The following is a 14,869-nucleotide window of genomic DNA, read 5'->3' as shown; positions in this document are numbered from 1 at the left end:
GCGTCACCGCTTCTCTCCAGCAGCCAGGTCCTCGCGCAGGCGGCTGAGGGTCGCGTCGTCGACGTCCCCGCCCAGCATCCTGATGCCCAGGGCGGCGGCTCCGACCAGGCCGTCGGCGACTGGGACGAGTCGGGCCCCGGCGGCAGCCGATGACAGGCGCTCCGCGGCGGAGGGGACGGACGGGAGGAGTCCGTCGACGAGCACGCTGCCGCCGACGACGAGCGTGCTCTCCCTGTGGTCCGAATCCGGAGCCAGCACCCGTTCCACGAGGACCGCCAGGCGGTCGACGGCAGCGTCGAGGATGGACCGCGCGACGTCGTCGTCCGCGGCTTGGAAGGCGAGCGGCGCCAGGCGGGCGATGGCGATGGGGGGACCGTCGTTCACCGACCGGATGAGTGTGTCGAGTACCGGGGACCGGCGGTGGTCCGCGTCACCGGATGAGGACGGGTCCGGAGTGAACCCGACCGCCCGGGAGAGCAGCGGGGTGAGGCCCGTGCGGGGGCCGATGCCGTCGAGGTCGGCGGCGACCGCGCGGATCACGCGCCGGGCGATCCAGAATCCGGAGCCTCCATCGCCGAGGAGCCAGCCGGCACCACCGACCTCCCGGACGACGAGACGGTCCCTGATCCGTCCCGCGACGCTCCCGGTCCCCGCGACGAGCACGACGCCGTCCGGCGACGCCGAGCCGGAGCCGTACATGCCGAGCAGATCCGGTTCGATGACGACCGGTCCGAGTCCGAGCGGTACGAGGTGTGCGTCCAAGGCGCGGCGGTAGGCGTCGGACACCTGCCCCGCCTGCGTGATCACCACGAGCGACCCGGACGGGAGGGGCGGTATGGACGACGTCGTCCTGGCCTGGTCGAGTGCGGCACGAGCCGCGAGCGCGATCTGCGTGGCAGCGCTGTCCACACCGGAGGACGTCGGATTCCCGCCGCCCGCGCGCCCGGAACCGAGGCGACGTCCTGAGGCGTCCACGAGCACCGCGCGGGACGAGGTGCCGCCGGCGTCGACCGCCAGAGTTGTTTTCATCATCGTCATCATCTCGAAACATGTTGCCGTGGGCCACAACGTACTGTAAGAATCAGTTTCGCGTCACTCCAACGAAGGAGAAAAGGAATTTCCATGACTGTTTCCATCCGCACCGACCCACCGGTCGAGCACGCCACCGGCGTGACCAACCGGATTCGGTCGCGGATGCCGGAGATGTCCGGGGTCATGCTGCGTATCGCCGACTACCTGTTGGAGAACCCAGACGCGCCCCTCACCCTCACGATCGGTGAGCTCGCAGCCGATTCGGGCGTCTCAGCGGCGACCATCACCCGCTTCTGCCGGATCATCGGGTACACCGGCTACGCGCCGTTCCGGGTCGACCTCGCCAAGGACTTCGGTCGCAGCACCGCACGCGACTCCTGGCAGACCGACATCGGCCGGGCGTTCGGCCCCGACGACTCGGCTCCGGACGTCCTGAGCACGCTGCTCAACGCGCACACCCGGACGCTGCGGGAGACCGCCGACGTGATCGACCTCGAGGTCATGCTCGAGATCGCCGCAGCCATCGCGCGCGCCCGGAACGTCGACATCTACGGTGTCGGCGGCAGCGCGATGCTCGCCGACGAGATGCAGGCCAGGCTGTACCGGATTGGCATCAGCACGCACGCCTGGTCGGAGGTCCACGCGGGCCTCACGAGCGCGGCGATCCAGGGCCCGGACTCGGTCGCCTTGGGCATCAGCAACACCGGGCGCACCGAGGAGACCATCCAGATGCTCCGCCAGGCGGGTCGTGCGGGCGCGCTCACCGTGGCGATCAGCAACAACCCGGACTCCCCGCTCGTCGCCGCGTCGACGCTGGCCATCATCACCTCGGCCCATGAGCGGTTCCTGCAACCCGACGACCTCTCCGCCAAGCACGGTCAGCTGTTCGTCCTGGATCTGTTGTACCTGTTCGTCGCGCAGCAGAACTTCGAGCGCACGACCAAGCGCCTCGCGGCCTCCGCCCTCGCGGTCGCCCCGCACCGCCGACCCACCAAGGCCGGAGCCCTGTCCGAGACCGCCTCGCCCGTGGGCGTCTGAGAGGAACCGAATGAGCGCCACATCCACCACCACCTGGACCGATCACGTCGATCGCTACACCGACGAGGTCACCTCGCGCCTCGCGGACATCACCCAGGCGGCACGGTCCGGCGAACTCGACCCCGCGATCGACCTGCTGGTCGCGGCCCTCGAACGCGGAGCGGTCATCCAGGCGTTCGGCACCGGCCACTCGGAGGCGTTCGCGATGGAGATCGCCGGCCGCGCCGGTGGACTGATCCCGACGAACAAGATCGCCCTGCGGGACGTCGTCCTCCGCGGCGACCGGTCCGTCGACGACCTCGGTGGTGCCGCGCTGGAGCGCAGCGGCGACGTCGCGGCGGAGCTCTTCGCGATCTCACCGGTGGGGGAGGGCGACGTGTTCATCATAGCGTCGAACTCCGGCGTCAACGGGTCGATCGTGGGACTCGCCCTGATCGCCAAGGAGCACGGCCACCCCGTCATCGCCGTGACCTCGCTGGAGCACACCTCGCGCGTCGAGCCGAAGCACCCGAGCGGGCTGCGGCTCTCCGAGGTGGCCGACGTGGTGCTCGACAACCGTGCTCCGTTCGGCGACGCGACCATCGAGGTCAAGGACGGCGTCCCGGTCGGCGCGGTGTCCTCGATCACGGCGGCCTACCTCGCGCAGCTCCTCACCATCGGCGTCGCGGCGAGGATCGCGGCGACCGGCGAGACCCCACCGCTCTACATCTCGGCGAACATCCCGGGCGGCGACGAGCACAACAGTGTGCTCGAGGACCGCTACCGGGGCCGGATCAGACGTGACGCCTGAACCCGAGGCGTCGCAACACCCGCACCACACACCCGACAACACCACCCCGACAGCACCACACCCGGGCAACACTCGAATCACTGGAAGGTAGACCGATGGACAAGCAGCCAGCAACGCTCCAACGCCGCGATTTCCTGCGAGGAGCACTCGCGACCGCGATCCTCCTCCCGCTGGGCGGGACGCTCGCGTCCTGTGTCGGCGGCGGAGGCGGGGCGACCACCACCGGCGGACCGGTCTCGGCCGACAACCCGTTCGGCATGGCCGCCAACTCGACGGTCGACGCCGTCATCTTCAAGGGCGGGTACGGCATCGAGTACACCGAGTTCGCCGGGAAGCTCGTCGAGAAGCAGCAGGCAGGCTCGACCGTCAAGGTCACGGCCGCGACGAACATCGCGCAGACCCTCCAGCCGCGGTTCGTCGCCGGCAACCCGCCGGACGTCATCGACAACAGCGGCGCCGGCCTCATCGGCATCAACACGATCCGCGAGCAGCTCGCCGACCTGACGGACGTCATCGAGGCGAAGAACTACGAGGGCAAGGTCATCAAGGACACTCTCTACCCGGGTGTCGTCGAGCCGGGCACCTTCGACGGGAAGTTCGTGCAGCTGAACTACGTGCTGACGGTCTACGCGGTCTGGTACTCGGCAGCGCTCTTCGAGGCGAACGGCTGGACGCCCCCGAAGACCTGGGCCGAGGCACTCGATCTCGGTGCGAAGGCCAAGGCGCAGGGCAAGTACCTGTTCGGTTGGGGCACCGAGGCGGCCACCTACTACCTGACGATGGCGATCGCGTCCGCGATCAAGGAGGGCGGCGACGAGGTCCGTCTGGCGCTCGAGAACCTCGAGGCGGACTGCTGGTCGAAGCCGGCCGTCCAGGACGTGCTCAAGGGTCTCAAGGCGATCATCGACGCCGGCTACGTCAAGCCCGGTGGCGCCGGAACGCAGTTCACCGCTGCGCAGGCGCAGTGGAGCAACTCGGAGGACTTCATCCTCTACCCCTCCGGTGGCTGGATCGAGAACGAGATGAAGACCCAGACGAAGGACGGATTCAAGATGACCGGCGCGCCCGAGCCGACGGTCTCCGCCGACTCAGCCCTGCCGTACTCGGCGCTGCACAGCACCGCCGGTGAAGGGTTCATCGTCCCGTCGCAGGGCAAGAACGTCGGCGGTGGCAAGGAGTTCCTGCGGGCCATGCTGTCGAACGACGCCGCGGTGAACTTCGCCAAGACGACCTTCTCGTCGACGATCGTCAAGGACACGATCCCCGAGGACGGCTTCGGCTCGACGGCGCTCGTGTCCCAGGTGAAGATGTTGAACGACGCGGGCACGGATGTGTTCTCGTGGAGCTTCATCGACCTGTACGGACTCAACACGGACCTCCTCGTCCTCTGGAACACGTTCCTGCAGGGTGGTTCCGACGTCGCCACGCTCACCAAGGGCATGCAGGACATCTCCGACAAGGTCCGCAACGACGACTCCGTGGACAAGGTCACCGTCAAATGACGGCGGTCGGCACGCCGATCGGGAAGGTGGGAGGGGCTACCCCTCCCGCCGCCCGGCGGTTGCGCCGCCGGGACTTCACGTTCGACCGGGTCTCGTTCTTCCTGGTCTTCCTGATCGTGCCGGTGGTGGGGTACGTCGTCTTCGTGGTCTCGCCGTTCGCGCAGGCGGCGTACTACTCGTTGACGAACTGGTCCGGGTTCTCCCCGGGCATGGACTTCGTCGGGTTCTCGAACTACACGAAGCTCTTCCAGGACCAGACCTTCCTCCAGTCCATGGGCAACAGCGTCGCGCTCGCGATCGTCCTGCCGCTCGTGACCCTCGGGATCGCGTTCCTCTTCGCCTCCCTCATCACGATCGGCGGGCCGAGCAACGGTCCGATCCGCGGCCTCCGCAACTCGAGCGTGTACCGGGTGATCACCTTCTTCCCGTACGTCGTGCCGGCCATCGTCATCGGCCTCATCTGGAAGCAGATCTACGACCCGTCGTCCGGGCTGCTGAACGGCTTCCTGACCGGCATCGGGCTCGACCAGTTCACCTCCTTCGCCTGGCTCGGTTCGCCGGACACGGCGATGATCGCGACCATGTTCGTCATCGTCTGGGGACTCATCGGGTTCTACACGGTGCTCTTCATCGCGGCGATCAAGGGCGTGCCGGCCGAGGTGTACGAGGCGGCACGGATCGACGGCGCGGGTCGCCTGCGGACCGCGCTCACGATCACGATCCCGCTGATCCGCGACAACATCCAGACGGCGTACATCTACATGGGCATCCTCGCCCTCGACGCGTTCGTGTACATGGCCGCGTTGAATCCCGGCGGCGGCCCGTCCAACACGACGCTCGTGATGTCGCAGCAACTGTTCACGACGGCGTTCACCAAGGGCCAGTTCGGCTACGCCTGCGCGATGGGGGTCGTGCTCGCGCTCGTCACCCTGATGTTCGCGGGCGTCGTCTTCCTGGTCAGCCGACTCACCGGCGGCAACGATGAAGGGGTGGCGGAATGACCGTCCAGACCACGGCGACGACCGCGAACCCGGCGGTCGTCGGAACCGGCACGCGCACACCGGCCAGCCGCAAGCCGACCACGGGCGACCGCGTCGTCGGGACGGCATCGCACACGGTGCTCATCATCTGGTCGATCGTGGTCGTCGTCCCGCTGCTCTGGACGGTCATGTCGTCGTTCAAGACGAGCTCCGAGATCTTCGCCTCGCCGTTCTCGCTGCCGTCGAAGTGGAACTTCGACAACTACGTGAATGCGTGGACGACGGCCGGTATCGGCAGCTTCTTCCTGAACTCGATCGTGGTGGTGTTCGGCGCCCTGATCGTGACCATGCTGTTCGGCTCGATGTGTGCGTACGTCCTGGCGCGGTTCCGCTTCTTCGGGAGCCGGGCCATCTACTACCTGATGCTCGCCGGTCTCACGTTCCCCGTGTTCCTCGCGATCGTGCCGCTGTTCTTCGTGCTGCAGAGTCTCGGGTTGCTCAACTCGCTCCCGGGACTCATCCTCACGTACGCGGCGTTCGCCTTCCCGTTCACGGTGTTCTTCCTGTTCTCGTTCTTCAAGTCGCTGCCGGTCTCCATCGCGGAGGCGGCCGCGATCGACGGTGCGGGGGAGTGGCGGACCTTCTTCCAGGTGATGCTGCCCATGGCGAGGCCGGGGCTCGCGACCGTCGCGATCCTCAACTTCGTGGGGCTGTGGAACCAGTTCCTCCTGCCGGTGGCGCTCAACTCGAACCCGCAGAACTACGTCCTGACGCAGGGGATGGCGTCCTTCGCCGCCCAGGCCGGGTACTCGGTGGACTTCGGTGCGCTCTTCGCGGCGTCCGTGATCACCGTGGTCCCCGTGCTCATCGTGTACCTGATCTTCCAGCGCCAGCTGCAGGGTTCGGTGTCGCAGGGCACGGACAAGTAGCGCAGCGGCGTGCGCGTCCTCGGCTCGAGCGGATCACTGGAACAATGGGTCCAATGAGCCTCCAGTCGCCAATCGCCGTCGAGATCGCCGTCCAGGACGTGGAGGGGGTCCGCATCGCCATCCGCGAGGGAGCCCAGCGGGTCGAGCTGTGCCAGGCCCTCGGCACCGGTGGGCTCACCCCCTCCATCGGACTGGTCATGGCGGCGGTCCGCGCTGCGGACGAAGCCGGGCTCAACGACTTCGTGCACGTCCTCGTGCGTCCGCGAGAGGGCGGTTTCGTCTACTCGCCCGCGGAGATCGACGTCATGTCCGGCGACATCCTCGCGCTCGAGGCCGCGGGTGCTGCGGGCATCGTCGTCGGCGCCCTCCGGTCCGATCGCACGATCGATCTGGAGGCGCTGGCGCAGCTGCGTCAGGCTGCGGGCTCGCTCGCGGTGACGTTCCACCGGGCCGTCGACGCGACGACCGACCCCGTCCGGTCCGCCGACCAGCTGCGCGACGCCGGTGTGGACCGTCTGCTGACGTCCGGCGGCGCGCGGGCGAGCATCGACGGCGCGGAGAAGCTCGCGCAGATGGCCTCGAGGGGCGACAGCTCGATGCAGATCATGGCCGGTGGGGGCGTCACGATCGATGCGATCCCCGCCCTCGCGCGGGCGGGTGTCGACGCGGTGCACCTCTCCGCCCGTCGTCGTGCCGGCCGGGTCACGGAGACCGGCCCCGGCGGAGGGTCGCCGAGCTACGACATCACGGACGCGACGACCGTCGCTCGCGCGGTGGCCGCGGCCAGGCGCGCTACCGTCGCCGTCTGAGATCCGTCGGCACTGACGGGATCGTCGACAGGTCCCGTCGAGCGATCAGATCGCCACGATGACGAGGGCGAGGATCAGCACGAGCTGACCGATGAGCCGTGGGACGAACGGCACGGCGAGGCGGCCGAACCGCTCGGGCTGCCGTGCGGCCGCGGCGTTCGCCGGGAACACCGCGACGAGGAACACGATCAGGCAGACCACTGCGGCGAGCCTGGTGGGTGGGACGAGCAGGCCGACGCCGCCCGCGATCTCGCACACACCGGTGATGGCGACGAGCATCCGCGGTGTGATGGTGCTGCCCCGCAGGGGTCCTGGGATCATCGCGGCCATGGTCCTCGCCGGTCCCGGGAGGAAGTGGAGGACTCCCATGCCGATGAACATGATCGCGAGGACGACGGTCAGGGCGGACTGCAGGAGCGGGAACGGGTTCACCAGGCAATTCTGCTCCGTCGCGTCCGGATCGCCGCACTCGGTGGTCGGCCCGGCGGCGATAGGCTGGCGGTATGACTGAGCCGCGGGACGAAGACGCGCTGAGCTGGGCGGGCGACGACGATCCGACGCTCGACGCCTCGGCTTCCGGCGACCGGACCACGCTCGAGCCCGCATCGCAGGAGCCGATCACGCGGGTTCGGGCGACCGAGGCCGTCCAGCCGGCCGCGGAGTCGGCCGGTCCGATCGCGGAACCGATGACTCCTCCTGTCGAGGTCGACGTCGCGAAGCCGACCGACCGGGTCACGGACGAGGCTGCTGCCGGGGAGCGCGAGCAGATGAGCTCGGTCATGCTGGTCACCCTCGGCATCTTCGGTGGGGTCTTCCTGTTGTACAGCGTCGGTTGGCTGATCTCGGCGTTCCGTCCTGACGCGGCCGTCCCGAGCGACGCGGTCGGCCGGTTCATGTTCGATCTCGGACAGGGACTCGCGGTCGCCGCGGGACCCGTGTGGATGGCCGCGACGCTCTGGCTGACCCGTGGCGGCAGACCCGTTGTCAGGATCGCGATGCTCCTGCTCGGTGTCGTGCTCATCCTGCCCTGGCCGTTCCTCCGAGGAGTATGACCCTGATGCCTTCCACCACCGCGGGACCCGTGTCGAAGCCCGTCGCCGAGCGACCCGGCTGGCTCAGCTGGTCCATCGCCGTCCTGTTCGGCCTGTTCTTCGCGTATGACGTCTTCGAAGCCGTCGGCAACCTCGTCGGCATCGTCGGGACGGCGAACGGCCTCGCCGTGCCGGTCCTGCCGCTCGGCTGGGTCGTCCTCATCGGCGGCCTGCTCCTGCCGGTCGTGGCCTTCGCGATCGCCTTCTGGACCGGTCGCGAGCGGTCGCTCGGCGAGCAGGCCGTGCGCTACCTCGTCGCCCTGTGCGTCGTCGCGGCGATCTCGCTATCGGTCCTCGCGATGTTCGGCGCGCAGCAGCTGATCGACCTCTCCGTCTGACCCGGCCGCCGCATCGTCACACGACGAACCGCCCGGTGCGCCTCCGATAGGCTTGCGATGGCCGCCGGACACCGACGCGCTGCCCACCCCACTGCTACTGCGAAGGAACCGTTCCGTGTCGAAACCGGTCGTACTGATCGCCGAAGAACTCTCACCAGCAACCGTCGACGCCCTCGGGCCCGACTTCGACGTGCGCTCCGTCGACGGGACGGACCGCCCGGCTCTGCTCGCGGCGATCGCCGACGCCGACGCCATCCTGGTCCGATCCGCGACCAAGGTCGACGAGGAGGCCATCCAGGCGGCCACCCGGTTGAAGGTCGTCGCGCGCGCGGGTGTCGGTCTCGACAACGTCGACATCAAGGCCGCCACGACGGCCGGGGTCATGGTCGTCAACGCACCCACGTCGAACATCATCTCCGCGGCCGAGCTCACCGTCGGGCACATCCTGAGCCTCGCCCGCCACATCCCGGCCGCGCACGCCGCGCTCGCCCAGGGACAGTGGAAGCGGTCCAAATACACCGGTACCGAGCTGTACGAGAAGACCATCGGCATCATCGGCCTCGGCCGTATCGGTGCCCTCATCACGGCCCGTCTGCAGGCGTTCGGCACGAACGTCATCGCGTACGACCCCTACATCACGTCCGCTCGTGCGCAGCAGCTCGGGGTGCAGCTGGTCACGCTCGACGAGCTGCTGGCGCAGTCCGACTTCATCACCATCCACATGCCGAAGACGCCGGAGACGACGGGCATGATCGCCGGCCCGCAGTTCGCGCTCATGAAGCCGACGGCCTACGTCGTCAACGTCGCCCGCGGCGGCCTGATCGACGAGGACGCGCTGTACGAGGCGCTGTCGAACCACGTCATCGCCGGTGCCGGTCTCGACGTCTTCGTCAGCGAGCCGCCCACCGACACGAAGCTGCTCGGACTCGAGAACGTCATCGTGACGCCGCACCTCGGTGCGTCCACGGATGAGGCACAGGAGAAGGCCGGCGTCTCGGTCGCCAAGTCCGTGCGCCTCGCGCTCGGCGGCGAACTCGTCCCGGACGCGGTCAACGTCGCCGGCGGCGTGATCGACCCTTACGTCCGTCCCGGCATCCCGCTCGTCGAGAAGCTCGGGCAGGTGTTCGCCGCGCTGTCGACCTCGTCGCTCACGAGCGTCGACGTCGAGGTCCACGGTGAGCTGAGCGGGTACGACGTCAGCGTCTTGAAGCTGGCCGCGCTCAAGGGGATCTTCACGAACATCGTCAGCGAGACGGTCTCGTACGTGAACGCCCCGCTGCTCGCCGAACAGCGCGGTGTCGTCACGCGCCTGCTCACCGACGAGGTGAGCGAGGAGTACCGCAACGTCGTCACGCTGCGTGGAGCCCTCAGCGACGGATCGCAGATCTCGGTGTCGGGCACGCTGACGGGCACGAAGCAGACCGAGAAGATCGTCGAGATCAACGGCTACGACGTCGAGGTGCCGTTCGCGAAGCACCACATCGTGATGGTCTACACCGACCGACCCGGCATCGTTGCCGTCTACGGCCAGCGGTTCGGCGAGGCGGGCATCAACATCGCGGGCATGCAGATCGCCCGTCACGAGGCCGGTGGCCCGGCGCTCAGCGTCCTGACGGTCGACTCACCGGTCGCCGACGACGTCCTCGAGGTCATCCGCGAGACGATCGACGCGACGCTGCTCCGCGAGATCGACATCACCGAGCAGTAGCCCGACTGCTGCTCCGACCCGATGCCCCGCGCCGTCCGGTGCGGGGCATCGTCGTCCGCAGGCCGAGGCGCCGACGCCGTTCCGGTGCGCCCGGCGGGCGTCGCGGCTCAGCGCCCGCCGGCGGGGAGCAGTCGCGCGATCACGGCCAGGAGCCGCTCGATCGACTCGTCGCTGCCCTCATCGGGGCCGCTGACACCCATGCCGAGCTGCGCCGTGTTGGCGTAGAGGCCGTCGGACATCAACACGATGGCGCGAGCGGTGTCGGGGTCGCCGACGGCGTCCTCCACCGTGCGCAACCAGCTCCGGCGGATGTCCGCCATCGCGTCGCTCGCCTGGGCGTGCTGTCCCTGCGCCAGCCGCGCGACGGCGATGATCGTCCGGTCGAACGGGGTGCCGCAGTCGACCGAGGTGCGCACGAAGTACTCGACGACGCCCTCCGGGGCCGCGAGCATCCGCGCCGTGTCGGCCTCGCTCATGTCCGAGAGCCGTTCGATGAGGCCGTCGACGAGGGCCTCCTTGCTGCCGAAGTGGTAGAGCAGTCCGCCCTTGGAGACGCCGGCCGCCGCGGCGACGGCGTCGAGGGTGGCGGCGCGTTCGCCCTGCTCGATGAGGAGTTCGGCGAAGGCGTCGAGGACGCGTTCTCGGGCTGCGGTCTGCTTCGCCATGGCTCCATCGTATTCGGCTCGTCGGATTCGGATTGATACTATACCGGCTGGACGGTATAGTCGAGCGGGCGGCGCCCGACCGGCGCCGTTCTCCACGCTTTGAAAGAGGTCACCGTGTCCACCGCCACCGAACCCACCGCCGTCGCCGCTCCCCGTGCCGGTCGGCGAGCCTGGTTCGCGCTCGCCGTTCTCATGCTCCCCGTCCTGCTGGTGTCGGTCGACAACACGGTCCTCAACTTCGCGTTGCCCGCGATCTCGAGCGCGCTCACCCCGACCGGGACGCAGCTGCTCTGGATCGTCGACATCTACCCGCTGGTCCTCGCCGGCCTGCTCGTGTCGATGGGCAGCCTCGGCGACCGCATCGGTCGTCGTCGTCTCCTGCTCATCGGCTCCATCGGATTCGGTGTCGTCTCCGTCGCCGCGGCGTTCGCGCCCAGCGCCGAGCTCCTGATCGCGGCTCGGGCGGCGCTCGGGTTCTTCGGTGCGATGCTCATGCCGTCGACGCTCTCGCTGCTGCGGAACATCTTCCTCGACCGCGACCAGCGACGGTTCGCCATCGCCGTCTGGGCCAGCGGGTTCGCCGCCGGCAGCGCGCTCGGGCCGATCGTCGGTGGGATCATCCTCGAGCACTTCGCCTGGGGCGCGGTGTTCCTGCTCGCCGTCCCGGTGCTCCTGCCGCTCGTCGTCCTCGCGCCCTTCCTCATCCCGGAGTCGAAGGACCCGAACCCTGGACGCATCGACGTGCCGAGCATCCTGCTCATCCTCCTGACGATGACGCCACTCGTGTTCAGCATCAAGCACCTGGCGGAAGCCGGCTTCGACCTGCTCACGGTGGTCTCGATGGTCGTCGGCGTGGTCAGTGGTGTCCTGTTCATTCGCCGTCAGCTCCGCCTCGAGCATCCGCTGCTCGACCTGAGCCTGTTCCGGCGGGCCTCGTTCAGCGGTGCCGTGGTCATCAACCTGTTGAGCGTGACGGCGCTCGTCGGTGGGCTGTTCTTCGTGTCGCAGCACCTGCAGCTGGTGCTGGGCCTGCAGCCGCTCGACGCCGGGCTCGTCCTGCTTCCCGGCCTCATCGTGATGATCATCGCCGGCCTCGTGATCGTGCCCATCTCCAAGCGGGTCCGTCCGGGCATCGTGGTCCCGATCGCGCTCGTCGTGTCCGCCGTCGGCTACGCCTCCATCGCGATCACCGGGGGAGACGTGTCGGCCCTCGGGATCGGCCTCGCGTTCGTCGCGCTCGGGCTCGGCATCGGCTCCGCCGAGACGGTGTCGAACGAGCTCGTGATCGCGAGTGCGCCGCCGGAGAAGGCCGGTGCGGCGTCCGGTGTCTCCGAGACCGCCTACGAGCTGGGCGCGGTGCTCGGCACGGCGACGCTCGGTACGGTGCTCACCGCTTCCTACCGTTCCGCGGTCGTCCTGCCGGACGGACTGACCGCTGCTCAGCAGCAGGCGGCGGGGGAGACCCTGGGTGGTGCGGCGAACGTCGCCGAGCAGCTGCCCGGTGACCTCGCGGGTGCACTCATGGACTCCGCGCGGCACGCCTTCGACAGCGGTGTCGGTGTCGCAGCGTGGATCGGCGTCGGCCTCATCGTGGCCGCCATGCTCGTCGCGGCGATCGGTCTTCGCCGGGTCCGGTAGGGCTCCGTCGATCGTGCCACCCGGAGACGGGTGGCACGATCCGCCCGAGGTCGGAGGCGTTAAGCTGGGCGCACACCGTCGTCGCATCCTCAGGAGTCGCATGTCCCGCACCGTCAAGCTCGCAGTCATCCCCGGCGACGGGATCGGTCCCGAGGTCGTCGGCGAGGCGCTCAAGGTCCTCGATGCGGCGGTGCAGGGTGGCGACGTCCGGTTCGAGCAGACGCCTTTCTCGCTCGGCGCCGCGCGGTTCCTCGAGACCGGTGACGTGCTGACCGACGCGGACCTCGCTGCGATCGCCTCGCACGACGCCATCCTCCTCGGAGCGGTCGGCGGCGTGCCCGGCGACCCCCGGCTCGCGAACGCGAACATCGAGCGTGGACTGCTCCTCAAGCTCCGGTTCAGCCTCGACCACTACGTCAATCTGCGCCCGACCGTGGTGTACCCGGGTGTCCCGAGCCCGCTGAGCGAGCCCGGCGACGTGGACTTCGTCGTGGTCCGTGAGGGCACGGAGGGGCCGTACGTCGGCAACGGCGGAGCGATCCGCCAGGGCACGCCGCACGAGATCGCGAACGAGGTCTCGGTCAACACCGCCTACGGGGTGGAGCGGGTGGTGCGCTACGCGTTCACCGCTGCGGCCGCGCGTCGGGGGAAGCTCACCCTCGTCCACAAGACCAACGTCCTCGTCTTCGCCGGTTCGCTTTGGAAGCGCGTCGTCGACGCGGTGTCCGCGGAGTTCCCCGACGTCGCGGTCGACTACCTGCACGTCGACGCGGCCACCATCTTCCTCGTCACGGATCCTGCTAGATTTGACGTCATCGTCACGGACAACCTCTTCGGCGACATCCTCACCGATCTGGCCGGCGCGATCAGCGGCGGCATCGGACTCGCGGCCTCGGGAAACATCAACCCGGACGGCACGTACCCGAGCATGTTCGAGCCCGTCCACGGATCGGCGCCCGACATCGCCGGGAAGCAGCTGGCCGACCCGACCGCCGCCATCCTCTCCGTCTCCCTGATGCTGTCGCATCTCGGCCTCGAGACGGAGGCGGCGCGAGTCGCCACTGCCGTCACCGCCGACATCGCCGCCCGCACCGGCGCAGCACGCACGACGACCGAGGTCGGCGATGCGATCGCGGCCCTCGCGGCGAACCGGTAGACGCCCACCAGACACGCAGATCACGACGGAAGACACCATCATGACGATCAACCTCCCCATGGCGCAGCGCGAACTCGCCTTCACCGTGACCCCCAACGAGCAGCCCGTCCCCGCCGCAGAGCGCGACGCGATCCTCGCCGATCCGGGCTTCGGGCAGCACTTCACCGACCACATGGTCGACATCTGCTGGTCCGAGCGCGGTGGATGGCACCGCCCACGGGTCCAGGCCTACGGTCCGATCTCGCTCGACCCGGCTGCCGCCGTCCTCCACTACGCCCAGGAGATCTTCGAGGGCCTGAAGGCGTACCGTCACGCCGACGGCTCCATCTGGTCGTTCCGCCCCGACGCCAACGGCCGCCGCCTGCAGCGCTCGGCCAAGCGGCTCGCGCTGCCGGAGCTCCCGGTCGAGTACTTCGTCGAGTCGATCAAGCAGCTCATCGCCGTCGACGGCTCCTGGGTGCCGTCCGCGCCGGAGACCAGCCTGTACCTGCGGCCCTTCATGTTCGCCAAGGAGGCCTTCCTCGGCGTCCGCCCGGCGAGGAAGGTCAACTACTACGTCATCGCCAGCCCGGCCGGCGCGTACTTCACCGGCGGCGTCACCCCCGTGTCCATCTGGCTGTCCACCGACTACAGCCGTGCGGGCAAGGGCGGCACCGGGGCGGCGAAGACCGGCGGCAACTACGCGTCCTCCCTGCTCCCGCAGGCCGAGGCGTACGAGCACGGGTGCGCCCAGGTGCTCTTCCTGGATGCACAGGAGGCGACCTACATCGAGGAGCTCGGCGGGATGAACGTCGTCCTCGTCAAGCGCGACGGCACGCTCGTCACGCCGGAGTCGGACTCGATCCTCGAAGGCATCACCCGCGACAGCATCCTGCAGCTCGCGGAGGACCGCGGACACCGGGTGGAGCGCCGCCGGGTCACGATCGACGAGTGGCGCGAAGGCGTCGAGAGCGGCGACATCGTCGAGGTGTTCGCCTGCGGGACGGCTGCGGTCGTCACGCCGATCGCGCAGCTGAAGGCCAAGGACTTCACCGTGGGCGACGCCGACGCTCCGGCGGGCGAACTCACGATGTCGCTGCGTCAGGAACTGACCGACATCCAGTACGGTCGCCTGCCCGACCGCCACGGGTGGATGACGCGTCTCGACGCCGAGTAGCCTCCGAGCAGCCTGGGAAGCCCCGCACCTCGTGCGG

At 68.9% G+C, this 14,869-nt stretch carries 15 protein-coding genes; 12 read left to right on the top strand and 3 right to left on the bottom strand.

Features of this window, described 5'->3' with window-relative positions; translation table 11 throughout:
* Positions 1-3 precede the first annotated feature (3 nt).
* Positions 4-1,029, bottom strand: a complete 1,026-nt coding sequence (locus ACQ3HE_RS03710) for an N-acetylglucosamine kinase (RefSeq protein WP_426736985.1) — start codon at positions 1,027-1,029, stop codon at positions 4-6.
* A 93-nt stretch (positions 1,030-1,122) separates the two neighbouring features.
* On the opposite strand from ACQ3HE_RS03710, the gene ACQ3HE_RS03705 reads away from it, so the two are divergent.
* The 6 genes from ACQ3HE_RS03705 (at position 1,123) to ACQ3HE_RS03680 (ending at position 7,080) form a co-directional block, all read left to right on the top strand.
* The gene (locus ACQ3HE_RS03705) at positions 1,123-2,070 is read left to right on the top strand and encodes a MurR/RpiR family transcriptional regulator (RefSeq protein WP_191940839.1); all 948 of its coding nucleotides are present in this window, start codon (positions 1,123-1,125) and stop codon (positions 2,068-2,070) included.
* Positions 2,071-2,080: 10 nt separating this feature from the next.
* Positions 2,081-2,860 (top strand): sugar isomerase domain-containing protein, encoded by a 780-nt coding sequence (locus ACQ3HE_RS03700; RefSeq protein ID WP_430891372.1) that lies wholly within the window; start codon positions 2,081-2,083, stop codon positions 2,858-2,860.
* Between the two features lie 95 nt (positions 2,861-2,955).
* Positions 2,956-4,362, top strand: a complete 1,407-nt coding sequence (gene ngcE, locus ACQ3HE_RS03695; RefSeq protein WP_079705609.1) for an N-acetylglucosamine/diacetylchitobiose ABC transporter substrate-binding protein — start codon at positions 2,956-2,958, stop codon at positions 4,360-4,362.
* Positions 4,359-5,363: a carbohydrate ABC transporter permease gene (locus tag ACQ3HE_RS03690; protein ID WP_079705610.1), complete on the top strand. Its 1,005-nt coding sequence runs from the start codon at positions 4,359-4,361 to the stop codon at positions 5,361-5,363. The genes ngcE and ACQ3HE_RS03690 overlap by 4 nt, the downstream gene beginning before the upstream one ends.
* On the top strand, positions 5,360-6,271 hold the full coding sequence (locus ACQ3HE_RS03685) for a carbohydrate ABC transporter permease (RefSeq protein WP_079705611.1): 912 nt from the start codon (positions 5,360-5,362) through the stop codon (positions 6,269-6,271). Before ACQ3HE_RS03690 ends, ACQ3HE_RS03685 begins: the two co-directional genes overlap by 4 nt.
* A 53-nt stretch (positions 6,272-6,324) precedes the next feature.
* Positions 6,325-7,080, top strand: coding sequence for a copper homeostasis protein CutC (locus ACQ3HE_RS03680; protein ID WP_430891371.1), 756 nt, complete (start codon positions 6,325-6,327; stop codon positions 7,078-7,080).
* A gap of 45 nt (positions 7,081-7,125) precedes the next feature.
* On the opposite strand, the gene ACQ3HE_RS03675 is transcribed toward ACQ3HE_RS03680, so the two are convergent.
* The gene (locus ACQ3HE_RS03675; RefSeq protein ID WP_236555406.1) at positions 7,126-7,512 is read right to left on the bottom strand and encodes a DoxX family protein; all 387 of its coding nucleotides are present in this window, start codon (positions 7,510-7,512) and stop codon (positions 7,126-7,128) included.
* Between the two features lie 71 nt (positions 7,513-7,583).
* On the opposite strand from ACQ3HE_RS03675, the gene ACQ3HE_RS03670 reads away from it, so the two are divergent.
* The 3 genes from ACQ3HE_RS03670 to serA all read left to right on the top strand — a co-directional run bounded on the left by ACQ3HE_RS03670 (position 7,584) and on the right by serA (position 10,217).
* Entirely contained in the window at positions 7,584-8,132 is a 549-nt protein-coding gene (locus ACQ3HE_RS03670; RefSeq protein ID WP_430891370.1) for a hypothetical protein, read from the top strand.
* Positions 8,133-8,137: 5 nt separating this feature from the next.
* Positions 8,138-8,509, top strand: coding sequence for a bacitracin resistance protein (locus ACQ3HE_RS03665; RefSeq protein WP_430891368.1), 372 nt, complete (start codon positions 8,138-8,140; stop codon positions 8,507-8,509).
* A 115-nt stretch (positions 8,510-8,624) separates the two neighbouring features.
* Complete coding sequence (gene serA, locus ACQ3HE_RS03660) at positions 8,625-10,217, top strand: phosphoglycerate dehydrogenase (protein WP_430891366.1); 1,593 nt, start codon at positions 8,625-8,627, stop codon at positions 10,215-10,217.
* A 107-nt stretch (positions 10,218-10,324) separates the two neighbouring features.
* Here the strand turns inward: serA and ACQ3HE_RS03655 are convergent, their stop codons facing one another.
* Complete coding sequence (locus ACQ3HE_RS03655; RefSeq protein WP_430891364.1) at positions 10,325-10,882, bottom strand: TetR/AcrR family transcriptional regulator; 558 nt, start codon at positions 10,880-10,882, stop codon at positions 10,325-10,327.
* A 114-nt stretch (positions 10,883-10,996) separates the two neighbouring features.
* Here ACQ3HE_RS03655 and ACQ3HE_RS03650 point away from each other — a divergent pair, with 114 nt between their 5' ends.
* The 3 genes from ACQ3HE_RS03650 to ACQ3HE_RS03640 all read left to right on the top strand — a co-directional run bounded on the left by ACQ3HE_RS03650 (position 10,997) and on the right by ACQ3HE_RS03640 (position 14,832).
* Entirely contained in the window at positions 10,997-12,520 is a 1,524-nt protein-coding gene (locus ACQ3HE_RS03650; protein WP_430891362.1) for an MFS transporter, read from the top strand.
* A gap of 100 nt (positions 12,521-12,620) precedes the next feature.
* Positions 12,621-13,676, top strand: a complete 1,056-nt coding sequence (locus ACQ3HE_RS03645) for a 3-isopropylmalate dehydrogenase (protein WP_430891360.1) — start codon at positions 12,621-12,623, stop codon at positions 13,674-13,676.
* A gap of 40 nt (positions 13,677-13,716) precedes the next feature.
* On the top strand, positions 13,717-14,832 hold the full coding sequence (locus ACQ3HE_RS03640; protein WP_193555817.1) for a branched-chain amino acid aminotransferase: 1,116 nt from the start codon (positions 13,717-13,719) through the stop codon (positions 14,830-14,832).
* The last annotated feature ends 37 nt before the right edge of the window (positions 14,833-14,869 follow it).

Origin of the sequence: Plantibacter auratus (assembly GCF_050587365.1) — a bacterium.
GTDB lineage: Bacteria > Actinomycetota > Actinomycetes > Actinomycetales > Microbacteriaceae > Plantibacter > Plantibacter auratus.
Note: the sequence above shows the minus strand (reverse complement) of the source record. Positions and strands in the feature narration are given on the sequence as shown.